The organism is Streptomyces decoyicus, from assembly GCF_019880305.1.
Lineage (GTDB): Bacteria > Actinomycetota > Actinomycetes > Streptomycetales > Streptomycetaceae > Streptomyces > Streptomyces decoyicus.
Genome location: NZ_CP082301.1, coordinates 8,554,415 through 8,565,993 on the forward strand (window position 1 = coordinate 8,554,415; position 11,579 = coordinate 8,565,993).

General features: G+C 66.7%; 11 protein-coding genes and 4 pseudogenes. 5 read left to right on the top strand and 10 right to left on the bottom strand.

From position 1 onward, the window contains the following. The first annotated feature begins 46 nt into the window (after window positions 1-46). A complete protein-coding gene (locus tag K7C20_RS39610) occupies window positions 47-187 on the top strand; it encodes a transposase (protein WP_030084596.1) in 141 nt (46 codons plus the stop codon). A gap of 9 nt (window positions 188-196) precedes the next feature. Here K7C20_RS39610 and K7C20_RS37560 read toward each other — a convergent pair. Next, window positions 197-640, bottom strand: a pseudogene (locus K7C20_RS37560) (IS701 family transposase); the annotation flags it as partial. Between the two features lie 351 nt (window positions 641-991). Here K7C20_RS37560 and K7C20_RS38880 point away from each other — a divergent pair. Continuing rightward, window positions 992-1,207, top strand: coding sequence for a hypothetical protein (locus K7C20_RS38880; RefSeq protein ID WP_030084592.1), 216 nt, complete (start codon window positions 992-994; stop codon window positions 1,205-1,207). Between the two features lie 273 nt (window positions 1,208-1,480). Here K7C20_RS38880 and K7C20_RS37570 read toward each other — a convergent pair whose 3' ends face one another. The 3 genes and pseudogenes from K7C20_RS37570 to K7C20_RS37580 form a co-directional block, all read right to left on the bottom strand. Next, window positions 1,481-1,621, bottom strand: coding sequence for a hypothetical protein (locus K7C20_RS37570; protein WP_160328750.1), 141 nt, complete (start codon window positions 1,619-1,621; stop codon window positions 1,481-1,483). Between the two features lie 760 nt (window positions 1,622-2,381). Next, window positions 2,382-2,699 (bottom strand): annotated as a pseudogene (locus tag K7C20_RS39615) (MmyB family transcriptional regulator); the annotation flags it as partial. A gap of 186 nt (window positions 2,700-2,885) precedes the next feature. Continuing rightward, window positions 2,886-3,062, bottom strand: coding sequence for a hypothetical protein (locus K7C20_RS37580; RefSeq protein ID WP_160328751.1), 177 nt, complete (start codon window positions 3,060-3,062; stop codon window positions 2,886-2,888). A gap of 300 nt (window positions 3,063-3,362) precedes the next feature. Here K7C20_RS37580 and K7C20_RS39620 point away from each other — a divergent pair. Then, a pseudogene (locus K7C20_RS39620) lies at window positions 3,363-3,446 on the top strand (helix-turn-helix domain-containing protein); the annotation flags it as partial. A gap of 34 nt (window positions 3,447-3,480) precedes the next feature. After that, window positions 3,481-3,735 carry a hypothetical protein gene (locus K7C20_RS37590; protein WP_030084590.1) on the top strand — a complete coding sequence of 85 codons (255 nt, stop codon included), beginning with the start codon at window positions 3,481-3,483 and terminating at the stop codon, window positions 3,733-3,735. Between the two features lie 459 nt (window positions 3,736-4,194). Here the strand turns inward: K7C20_RS37590 and K7C20_RS37595 are convergent, their stop codons facing one another. Further along, on the bottom strand, window positions 4,195-4,767 hold the full coding sequence (locus K7C20_RS37595; RefSeq protein WP_030084588.1) for an ArsR/SmtB family transcription factor: 573 nt from the start codon (window positions 4,765-4,767) through the stop codon (window positions 4,195-4,197). Between the two features lie 92 nt (window positions 4,768-4,859). Here K7C20_RS37595 and K7C20_RS37600 point away from each other — a divergent pair, with 92 nt between their 5' ends. After that, on the top strand, window positions 4,860-5,579 hold the full coding sequence (locus K7C20_RS37600) for a hypothetical protein (protein ID WP_245171532.1): 720 nt from the start codon (window positions 4,860-4,862) through the stop codon (window positions 5,577-5,579). A gap of 48 nt (window positions 5,580-5,627) precedes the next feature. Here the strand turns inward: K7C20_RS37600 and K7C20_RS39165 are convergent, their stop codons facing one another. From K7C20_RS39165 to K7C20_RS37615, 5 genes and pseudogenes are all read right to left on the bottom strand, one after another. After that, window positions 5,628-6,311, bottom strand: coding sequence for a transposase (locus K7C20_RS39165; protein WP_280922011.1), 684 nt, complete (start codon window positions 6,309-6,311; stop codon window positions 5,628-5,630). Between the two features lie 127 nt (window positions 6,312-6,438). Next, a complete protein-coding gene (locus tag K7C20_RS39625; protein ID WP_409351355.1) occupies window positions 6,439-6,831 on the bottom strand; it encodes a Ku protein in 393 nt (130 codons plus the stop codon). Between the two features lie 19 nt (window positions 6,832-6,850). Then, window positions 6,851-7,063, bottom strand: a pseudogene (locus K7C20_RS39630) (Ku protein); the annotation flags it as partial. Window positions 7,064-7,168: 105 nt separating this feature from the next. Beyond that, window positions 7,169-9,037: a virginiamycin B lyase family protein gene (locus K7C20_RS37610; RefSeq protein WP_030084582.1), complete on the bottom strand. Its 1,869-nt coding sequence runs from the start codon at window positions 9,035-9,037 to the stop codon at window positions 7,169-7,171. A gap of 1,014 nt (window positions 9,038-10,051) precedes the next feature. Further along, the gene (locus K7C20_RS37615; RefSeq protein WP_030084578.1) at window positions 10,052-11,530 is read right to left on the bottom strand and encodes an aminotransferase class I/II-fold pyridoxal phosphate-dependent enzyme; all 1,479 of its coding nucleotides are present in this window, start codon (window positions 11,528-11,530) and stop codon (window positions 10,052-10,054) included. Between the last annotated feature and the right edge of the window lie 49 nt (window positions 11,531-11,579).

Here is an 11,579-nt window from a genome sequence, read left to right on the forward strand (position 1 = left end):
CCGCCGCGGCACCCCGCACGGCTCCGGACTCGGCAAAAGGCGGTGGGTGGTGGAGAGGACCTTCGCCTGGCTCCACCAGTTCAAGCGCCTGCGCATCCGCTACGAGATACGCGCCGACCTCCACCAGGGTCTCCTCGAACTCGCCTGCAGCATCATCTGCTTGAGACGCCTCCGTACCCCATTCTGAAACGATCAGTTAGGTGGAGGAGCTGGGAGGGTCCGTTTCTGCTTTGTCCGTGTCCAGCTGTCGGGCCCGCAGGACGGTCAGGCAGGCGTGGGCGGCCGTGGCCAAGGTCATGTGGCGGTGCCAGCCGGGGTAGCGGCGGACCTGGTAGTCGTCCGGGCCGCATTCCTGCTTGGCGGTCTGGAAGCGTTCCTCGACTGCCCATCGGCTGCCCGCGATGCGGATCAGCTCGTCCAGCGTCGTGTCGGCGGGACAGTAGGCGATGTAGTAGGAGATTTCCTCGGGCCTGCTGACGCTGCGGCGGGCAAGAACCCAGTGCCGGCGGTCCTCGCGGTGCCAGGGCCTCACTTCGACGCGTGCCCAGTCGAAGATCCGCCGGCCATGGGCTCCTTCACCGCAAGAACGGCGCTTCCATTTCTGCCGCGGCAGGCCGGGAAACAGGTCGTGGACGGGGTGACGTTCCGAGGAACAGGACAGCCTCACCAGTCCAACTTCGGCGGCAATCCAACAAGGTTCGCCGTCACAGCTAACTCACGGAAGTTGTGCCAGAACCCTCTCGGGTTCTGGCACAACTTCCGTGATGACCAGCCGGGGCCTCGGACACCGCCGCATGGTGGGGCGGAGTATAGGAGAGGAGCGTGCTCTTGGACACGGTTCGTGGACAGCGGGCATAGGTCCGGATGCCGGGCGTCTGGCCCGTGTGGCCCGTGCCAGCCGTATGCGAGAGTGCCCCCTTTGGCGATGGTCTGATACGAGGGGCGGGCGATAGTCATGGTGCGCACGAGCAGATGGGTCAGGACGGTTCTGGTGACCGCTGTCGCGGTGATGCTGCTTGGGTCCTGCAGGGACCTTCAGGCCCGTCTGGTCGACAACAAACTCACCCTCAACAGCCCACACGGCGCCCTCCTGCCGGGGATGCCTCTCAACTTCTCACCTCGCTGGTACGAGCGGGCCCACCAAGGCTCGCTGATCGTCATCGCCGGCCGGAACCTTCCGGGCATGGTGGTGGACGACATCACGTAGCTCGATCGCGCCATCCGCCTCGGGCAGGCTGTTGGCGCAGCCGTGCCGTTCGCGGTGGTGCGGCCGCGCAGGAATGCGCCGTGTCCATGCATGATGCGGGGGGGGAGGAAGTTCAAGCACTGCTGCAGTGGGCGGGCGGGGAGGGCGGTGTCGGCGAGCGGGGGGGATGCGACCGCCCGGTCATGATTAATCTCGTTGTACGTTGTGATCGGCGACTGCGGCGAGTTTGATGTGGCCGTTCGCTGTGGCCGGTTGGTCCATGGCCTGCACACGCTAGCTGTCCCGCAGCGCCCGCTCCAACAGCGGCACCACCCGCGCCAGATCACGCATCGACAGATAGGCGTAGGTAAGGGTGTTGCACGAGGGCAACGTATAGCGATGGTCCTCGCGCAGAACTCTCTCAAATACTCCCAAGGCTCGACGGATATGTGCCATAGCCGAGAAGGACAGTCCTTGGTACGCAAGGAAGAGGCCGGAAGCAAGAAGACAACGCGCCTATGTGGGCCAGAAGATCTCGCTATACAGGCCACGTGTCAGAGGTACGCGGTGCGCGAGGCAGCACGTTTCTCAAATTGCTGATTGCCAGTTCACGGGGCTCGGTGATGAGTTCCGGAGTGCCATGTCGTCGAGTGCGCACCCTGCTCCCCGCACCCGCAGGGATGAGCCCGAGCTGGTCCGCACCACCCCGCACGCCACCGCCGCTCCGCGTACCCGCGGGGATGAGCTCACGCCGGTGTCGCGCGGGGACCTGCCGCGCGGCACGGGCTGGGCTGCGGGGTGCGGGGTGCCTGGCATTTCGCGGTGTCAGGTGGGTGGCCGGGTGCTTGGCGGGGGGCCAAGTGTCCGGCCTGGGCAGCGTGGTGCCGTCTGTCGCCGGACCGGAACGCGTATTTTCGTCCGGCTTCGGCGGACGGTGTCATGGTCGGGGGGAGCGATGCACCGTCAGCACCACCAAAGCCGGACCTGTACCAGGAGACAAGCCTCAGTCTTCGCGCAGGCAACCGTGTGCCGTGAGCTGAAACAAGCGGTTCTCGCGCGCTGCGCACAGTGAAACAGTGCAGTCAGCCTCTCGTGTGCGCCGTCGCATGGCGCTGGAGATGGTCAGCCGGACACCAGGATCACCTGCCGGGTGTTGAGTTCCGGGAAGCTGTGGCTGACGACCACTTTGCATTCTCTATCGGGGAAGGCGTAGCGGGTGGGCGTCCGCATAGATGGGACCGGCCACAGGGTCAGCCGTTACCTCCTCATGAAGTCCCCGCAACTCGCGGTTGTCGGGATGCAGCGTGACCGCCTCGGCAAGCTCAGCAGTCAACTCCTCGGCCCACTCTGCCGAGTTGTCTGTCCACTGCGATGCCTGCGGCCGCAGGAGCGTCGCGCGCATCAGGTTGGGGCGAGGACCTGCTGAAGAGTCCGCCGCAGCGTGGGGGAGGAGTGCGGTGAACTGGTCGTTGTGGCTGCGGATGTTGTAGGCCAGGTCCGTCAGGCAGGTGGCTTGCGGCTCGAGGAGGGCTTACCGAAGGGCCGGCTCGGTGGTTCCGGGGCGAGGTGGTGCTGGGAGTACTGGTGTGCAGCCGAGGGCGCGGCGGTAGAGGGCTGCGCGAGCTCGCCATGCCATCTTCAGCAACTCCGCGATGTGTTCCAGTTCTTCGGCTTTGGGGTGCTGTCGGCCGTTTTCGATTTAGAGGTAGTAGGGCTTGGAGACGCCGAGGCTTTTGGCGAAGAGCTCCGCGGAGATCCGGTCCCGGGGCCGGCCGGGCCCGCCGCTCGTGGTGCCCCGCCACCCCACGTCCTGGGGTGTGCGCAGCTCACGGTGGTGGACAAGTAGGGCTTTGAGCAGGTCTTTTCGGTTCATCATGCGCTTGAGAAGCCCCTTCTGTGGCCGTCGCGGCCACGTGCCGCAACGTATTTCGGTAACCGAGTAGTGCCCCAACTTCACTTCCGTAAGAATTTTTGCCTGGTCATCCGCTGGTACCCGGTCGAGAATCACACCTCGGATGCGGAGTGTCGCGGGACGCCCCGTTCGCTCGACGGTGAGGGGATTCCCATGCTCGACACGGCACCTGACACACACTCAGAAGGTGCGGGCAACGTCGTACGCCGCGTCATCGACGTACTGCACGCCTTACAGACCTGACAGCAACAGACAGGGCGAGCAGTACCCCTGCGCGAGGTCGCCTCGCAGACCGGCCTGACCAGCGGCACCGCCTGCCGCTACCTCCAGGCCCTGGTGGGCACCGGAAAAGTACGCCAGCCCCAACCACGAGGCGCCTACCTTGCTCGACTGGCACACCCCAGCACACAAACCACAACCCAGCCCCTCGCAAGCCATCCGCCGCACCCTGACCACCCTCCAAACCCGCACCGGCCAGACCGCCCTCCTCTACGCCCCCTTCCACCTGGGAGAGCACCCCGAGCGCCTCGCCGTCGAAATCCAATGGGGCATGCGGCCGGCCATCGACCACGACGCCCTGCACCTCGCCCCCCTGGGCATCGCCCCCCCCCAGGCCACGTCCTGGCAGCCGCCATGAAGAACCCCGGCATCCACATCGACACCCCACTGCGCGAAATCCGCCACACCGGATACGCGATTGGCCCCGCCGTCCTGGACGGATACCACGCCATCGCAGCACCCGTGTGGCGCGGAGCCACCGCGGCAGGCGCCGTCACCTTGATGCTGGCGCACCGGCAGACACAGTCACCCAGAACCCGAAACGACTGCATCAAAGCAGTGATGGACGCAGCCGACGCAATGAGCGGCCACCTCACCGAGGAATTGTCAAGACCTGTGGATCGATCTTGGTCAGGCCACAGTCTCGATGGGCGGGCGTGACTGATTTTTGATCTTCTTCTCGTTCGAGGTCCGCGCAAAGCGTCGCCCGAATGAGGAGCCGTGGCTGCCCGTGAAAACGGTGGCCCGACATGGTGCCTTCCCTCACTCACCCGTACGGTCAGTCGGCCGATCAGACAGTTCGCCGGGCGGCTGCCGGTCAGTCAGCGGGCAGGCCGAACCAGCGAAGGAGCACGGGTCGTGCGCCGTCGGGGGCGTCCTCGGGCCCGCGGGCATAGCGCGCGAGCAGGGCCAGATAGTCGTCATGGAATGCGTCCAGCTCACCCTTCGTGAGGTGGATGAGGCTGCGGGAACCCCGCATCCAGCCTTCGGACTCCGCCTGTCCGGCGGTGAACTGCCGGGCGAGCTCGACGTCCTCCTCCATCCTCATTCGGTCCAGCTCGGCCGACATGGCGCGCTCGGCCTCCGTGAGCTCACCCTGCGGCGGTCTGCGGATGTCGAGCCCGCGCACCCCGCGCCACCAGCGCTCCCGCCCGGTGGAGCGCTCGGGGATGTCCTCGGTGAGGCCACTGCGCTCCAGCATGCGCAGGTGGTAGCTGAGCGTCCCGGTGTTCTCGCCGAGGGCGGCGGCCAGCGTGGTTGAGGTGGCCGGGCCGGCCGCGCCGAGGTGGCGCAGGATACGCAGGCGCAGGGGGTGCGAGAGGGCCTTGAGGACCTCGGGGCTGTCGACCGTGCGCCGTCCTGCGGCTTCCGCTCTCCGCTCTTTCGTCATGGCGGCAGTCTATCCAGATAGCAGCGTTTTCTCTGCAAGAGTTCCTATGCAGAGAAAGCTCTGCAATGCTGGGGCGTATGACGCCGAACCGAGTGACCTTGAATCACACAGTCCGCCGCTTCACAAGTGCTGCTGCGGGGGCCCTGCTTGCCGGACTCGCCCTGGGCGCCGTACCCGCGCATGGAGCTGAACGGGCCGCGGATCTGCCCGAGTTCAACTTCTCCGCCTGTCCGACCGTCGATGAGCTGCCGGCGGGTGCGGACCCCGGGACCTGGCGCTGCGAGGTCATGCACGCCACGGGGCATCTGCGCATGGGCGCCATCGACGAGCCGCTCACCGAACCTATGAAGATCACCTTCGCGGAAGGCCGTGTGGACGGCGAATTCCGCCAGGTCTTCGGTGAGATGACCGCTGCGCCAATCCGGGCGGGAGGCACCCCGTTGACCCTGACTCCGCAGTACGGTGGCTACTCGGACTTCCTGTCCGACGAGACCCGGCGCGGGGAGTTCGACATCAAGTTCGCCATAGGCTCGGCGCACGGGCTGCTGGCCCGGTCGTCGTCGGGCTGCTCGGTGGGCAGCGATGAGGACGCGGTCCACCTAGTGCTCAAGGACACCGATCCCACCCGGGTGATATCCAGGGACCCCCTGGTCGTCGCCTTCGGTGCCCAGGACGCGGAGTTCGCCGCCCCGGGCGCTAGTGGCTGCGGCCCTCTGAGTCGCGCGCTCGACCGGGCCCTGGGCCTGCCGTCCGCGGCGGGGGCGAACGCCTTCAACATGGATGTCACGGTGGCCATCCGGTCCTACACGTAGACCCGTTCGGTGAGTAATCGTCAGTACCTGTGCGCCAGTTGCGGTGGTTCAGGCTGCGTGAACCTCGGAGCGTTCTACGAGGTGGCCGCGCTCGAAACGGGCTCCGGCCCTGACGAGGGCGACGAGGGGAGGTGCGTTCACGGCCCGCCAGCGGACTTGGGCGGACTCGACGAGCTTGAAGACCATCGCGAGGGCCGCCGCGCGGAAGCCGGCGCCCTTCGTGACCTTCGTCCGTAGCCGCACCGTCGCGAAGGTCGACTCGATGGGGTTGCTGGTCCGCAGGTGGATCCAGTGCTCGGCGGGGAAATCGTAGAACGCCAGCAGCTCGGCCTCGTCATCGACGATCTTCTTGACGGCTTTGGGGAAACTTCGCCCCTGCGAAGTTCCGAGGAAAGTGGTATCGGTCCGGGAGACGTTAGCCCAGGTCAGAACGGTCCGGCAATGAACTGTCAGGGAGTGGCGCTCCACGGCGAGCCACCCACAGCAGGTTCTTCGTCTGCTGGTGGTACAGCGCAAGCGGCTCGCTGACCTGCGGATATGGCAGCCGTGGGGATCTTGCCGGGCCTGCTGGCCCGGGAATGGTCCGGATCTTGACTGATGCAGACCTTGGGGGTGCGGCTCTGTTGGATTGGCCGTAGCCCGCCCGCTCCGAGCTGACGGTCCCACCTGGCACAGGTCGTAACCCGTGTCCTGGGGCGTCCAGCCGAAGCAGGGAGTGGCTCCCAAGGCCATCTCGGAGCCCTCAGTCCGGAGCCGTCCACACTGTCTGTGAGACACGTGTGAGAGCACGTGAGACGAGAAGCCCCGCCGGAATGCTCCGGCGGGGCTTCTCCGCGCGGCGGGCTAGGACGGCGCGATGTCAGGCTCTGGCACTGTTGTACTCCGGCTCTCCGGCTTCGATCACACGGAGCAGGAACGCGGTGACGACACGTGTGCTACGGCAGATACGCAGCACACGGCATAAGAACTCCTCGCGACGGTCCAGGGTCGTACCCCTTCGCACGCGAGAACCCCAACGCGCTGGAAGCATCCTCCAAGCTCCCGGTTTTGTCCGAGGTGGCGTGGACGTAGGGCTATACCGGGCGCCCATCTCCGCGTGCGCGGAGATGTTCCGCGCCTGTGGCTGCTCCCGGAGGACCACGAGACGCTCCGGACCGCGCAGCGCCACGCGGGCGACTCCGACCTGGCCGCTCTGCTTCATCGCGTCCCGCAACAACCGGTACGGGTGGGCGCCGGCTCCCTCGACGCCCAGGAAGTAACGACCTGTCGAATGCGATGGGGTCGCTCTGGTCGGACGGCAGGAAGCCGAGCACCTCGATCGTCTTCACGCCGGGAAGGGGCAGATCCGCGAGATCGCTGGCGTTCAGCACGACGGTGCGGCTCATTCGGAGCCTCGTAGCGCGAGCGACTTCCTCGTATGGCACCTCGACGCCTTCAGCCTCGTGGATGCGCCGTTGCCGGATCCTGGCCCCATCGACGGCATGTACGAGATGAACCGGGTCTGGGCGGCCAACTCATGCAGCTGGGGCACGACGTGTTCCTCCCGTCGCAGCAGACAAGGTGACCTGGGGTTTTCGGATCCGACGAGGTCAGCCGGGGAGGGGGATGAACAACAGGATGTTGTGGGCGGTGGCGGCGGTGTAGCAGGCAGTGCCGGGGAAGGTGGCGGTGTAGAAGGGGGTGGCGACGGCGAAGACGGGGACGACAGCGTTGTGGAGGGTGGCGGTGCCATTGGCGTCGGTGACGGCGGTGCCGAGGTTGACCGGGCCGAAGAGCGTGGTGGCGGTGAAGGTCACCGGCTGACCGGCCACCGGCATCCCCGAGGTGGTCGTCAGGGTGGCGCTGAGGGTGGGGATGTAGAACTCGGGCAGCGGGGTCAGCCGGAGCCGGATCGTGCCTGGCTGCGCGGTCAGCGTGGTGGGGGTGGGGTTCACGGTGACGGGGGTGCCGGCGGTGGAGCCGGTGAAGCAGCTGTCACCGCTATAGGTGGCGGTGAGGGTGCCGGTGGTCAGGGCGGTGGTGGTGAAGCAGGCCCGCCCCGATGCGTTGACGGGGACCATCTGGGTCTGGCTGTTGGGGAGGGTGAAGGTGACCGTGCCGGTCGGCACGGAGGTGGTGGCTGGTGCCGGGGTGATGGTGGCGCACACGGTCACGCTCTGCCCGCAGGTGGAGGGGTTCGGCGTCACCGACAGCGTCGTCGTTGTGGGGTTGGGGCTCACGGTGACGGAGGTGGGGTTGCCGTTCACGGTCGTGGTGAACGTACCCGCGGTGTAGGTGTGGGTGGTCTGCCCGCTCCCGGTGGCGTTCAGGGGGACGGTGACCGTGGGGCTGGCGTCCCCGAAGTCCACCACCGCCGTCCCGTTGGGAGTCCCCCCGGAAATGTTGAATGTCACCGGCTGCCCGCACACCGGCGACGCCGGTGAGGTCGTCACCGTCAACGGCGAAATCTCCGTCACGTTGGCCGAATTGGCGTTGGTGACGTAGACATTGCTGTTCTGCGCCGCCGCCACCGAGAACGGGAACGCGCCGACGGGGACGGTGGCCAGGACGGTGTTCGTGGTGTTGCTGATCACCGTCACGTTGTTGGAATTGCTGTTGCCGACGTAGACGTTGCCGGTTGGCGCCACCGCCACTCCGAACGGGCCCCCGCCGGTGGGGACGGTGGCCAGGACCGTGTTCGTGGCGCTGTCGATCACTGTCACGTTGTTGGAAGCGGTGTTGGTGACGTAGACGTTGCCGTTCGGCGCCACCGCGATCACTCCCGGGACCGTGCCGGCGGGGACGGTGGCCAGGACGGTGTTCGTGGCGCTGTCGATCACCGTCACGTTGTTCGAGGTCTGGTTGGCGATGTAGACGTTGCCGTTCGGCGCCACCGCCGCCGCGCCCGGGAAGCCACCGGTGGGGAGGGTGGTCAGGACGGTGTTCGTGGCGCTGCTGATCACCGTCACGGTGTTCGCGTTCCGGTTCGCGACGTAGACGTTGCCGTTCGCAGCCACCGCCACCGCGTCCGGGACCGCGCCGACGGGGACGGTGGCCAGGACGGCGTTCGTGGCGCTGCTGATCACCGTCACGTTGTTCGAAGTGCTGTTGGCGACGTAGACGTTGCCGTTCGGCGCCACCGCCAGTGCGAACGGGCCCCCGCCGGTGGGGAGGGTGGTCAGGACGGTGTTCGTGGCGCTGCTGATCACCGTCACGTTGTTCGAGCTCTGGTTGGTGACGTAGACGTTGCCGTTCGGCGCCACCGCGATCATGGCCGGGTTCGAACCGGTGGGGACGGTGGCCAGGACGGTGTTCGTGGTGCTGCTGATCACCGTCACGTTGTTGGAATTGGCGTTGCCGACGTAGACGTTGCTGTTCGGCGCCACCGTCACCGCCAGCGGGCTCGTGCCCGCCGGGATCGTCACCGTGGAGAACGCCGCACTGAAGGGCGCGACCGCAAGCCCCCGTACCGCGGCCACCTCGGATCCACCGGCCGGTACAACCGGCCGGACCCCGCCGGCTACCGCCGGAGCTCCCCACCAACCCGTAATCGGTTCCATGACAAACCTCTCTCAGCTGAGAGGGCCGCCCAAGAACTCCCACCGGGGCCCGCGTCGCACGGCGCCGGTATACGCGAACCGGATCACCGCTTGCACACCGGGACAGAAAGAGGGCACGCCGACATGTACCACGCACCCGCGCACCACAGGGGTTGCCCATCTCTCCCCGGAGAGATGGGCAACCCACCGGAAAACGGTCCCCACCATTAACCCGAAATGGCCAATAGAGCACCACCGCATTGACGCGAATATCACCCGGACAGACCAATACGCAGCCCAACCGGGGCACGCCGTACGAGACGACGAACTGCCGAAGAACGACGAGGACGGTGAAGAGACGGTGCTGCACGCCACCCGCATGACCCTGGGTCTGCTGACCCAGCGAATCGGGCAGCTTACCGACCAGATCCAGGACCTGGAAGGCCGCCTGGCCCGGCTCGTGGAACGCCACGCCCCGCAGCTGCTCAATGTGGTGGGCATCGGGCCGGACACGGCCGTCACTTTGCTGATCACGATGGAGGCCAACCCGGAACCTCTGCACAGTGAGGCGAGATTGTTCGATGCCTCAAACGCTACGCCGCCCGCGAGGTGTTCCACCTGGTCAGGCCCACACAGCCATGACCTCCGTCATAGGGGCAGTGTTGTGAGATCTGAGAGCGTGAAGGGGGTGAGTGAGATATCGGCACACCCTGCAAGGCCCCGCCCTGATGGGCCAGATGACGCCCGGTCCTGATCACGAGCAAGGCACCCGCGTCCGTACCGGCGGGTCATGGTGAGCTACGACGAGCCGGGTCACCCGGTCGTCCACGTCGTCTCCACGGTGAGAGCACGGAGTGGTCGACCGCGTCCTCGGTGAGGGGCAGACGGCCGGCGCCGGGCTGGTCGGACGGCAGCCTGATTCCCTCTTCAGGCTGGCGAGCCGGCCCCGGGGTTCTACCCTTTGCTGTCCACCAGGACTCTTACGGTGTTGAGCTGGGGGTCCACGGCATCGGGGACGTTCATTCCCGCTTCGATTCCCGAGCGCAGGTAGTGCAGGACGGGCTCGTTGAGGAGCTCGCCCGGCAGTACGGCCGGGATGCCGGGTGGGTAGGGGGTGAGCATCTCGGCGGCCACGCGGCCCACGGCGTCCTGGGCGGGAACGTCTTCGACGATGCCGAAGAAGGCGTCGCGCGGCAGGCAGGTCTGCTGCAGCCGCAGAGTTGCGGGTGGTGGGATGTCGACCGTGGCTTTGGGGCGCAGGTCGGGGGCGGCGGCAGAGACAGCCTTCAGCGCCTCCAGGAGGACGCGCGCCGTCTCCTGGTCATCAGCGTGGGTGAGCTGAGTGTTGATGCGGCGGTGGTCGGAGAGATGCACATCGACATGTCGGTGTTCGCGAAGCCAGTCGGCCACCCGGTACCCCGTTGTGTTGAGCCCGGTGACGTCGATGACCACAGGAAGTGGATCGAAGTCGTCGGCCAGGCCGGGCCCGCAGAAGTTCGCACGGTCGTTGACGTGAAAGCCTTCGATCGCCTCGACGGCTTCCCGCACCTGTGTCGCGAGGTGCAGGGCCCGCTCGAGCAGGCCGCGTCCGTGCTGGGCCATCTGGCGGCGCCAGCCGTCGAGGCCTGCGTAGATCAGCACGGACGGGCTGGTGGTGCCGAGCAGGTCGGCACGGGTCTTGAGCAAGGCTGGGTCGATCAGATCGCCCTGCAGATGGAAGACCGAACCCTGCTCCAGACCGCTCCCCATTTTGTGGATGCTGGTCACACAGACGTCCGCGCCGGCGTCCATGGCCCAGGCAGGCAGCTCGGGGTGAAAGGGCAGGTGGGCTCCCCAGGCTTCGTCCACGATCAGTGGCCGTTGCCGACGGTGGCAGATATCCGCGAGGGCGCGGAGATCCGCACAGGCGCCGTACGGGGTCGGGCTCGTGACCAGTGCCCCCTTCGCGTCCGGGTGCGCAGCAAAGACGGATTCGAAATCGTCGGCGGACGGCGGGTGCGCCAAGTGCCGTTCGGCGTCCCAGCGGGGGTCCACCCATACCGGCTGGATGCCGGAAAGAATCAGGCCTGCGACGACGGACTTGTGTGCGTCCCTGCTGACCAGCAACTTCTCGTGAGGATGTGCGACGGAGAGCATGGCGGCCTTCACCGACAAGGAGCTCCCGCAGGTCGAGAAAAAGGTGTGGGAGGCGTGCACCGCATCGGCCATCAGCTGCTCGGCACATTTGAGTACTCCGCTGCGGGTGCGCCGGTCGTCCAAACCACCGGACGCCAGAACATCCCCGTAGAAGGCGGCGTCGCCCAGTACTTCACGGACCCGAGGGTCGGCGCCTCGTGCCTGCTTGTGACCAGGGGGACTGAACGACAGGTGTTTCGAGGCGTGATACCGGGCGAGAGCGTCCAGTACGGGCGCCTGGCTGTGGTCAAGTGACATAGCAGACGCTTTCCCGACGCCAAAAGTGAGTAATCGCGTTGCCTTACCT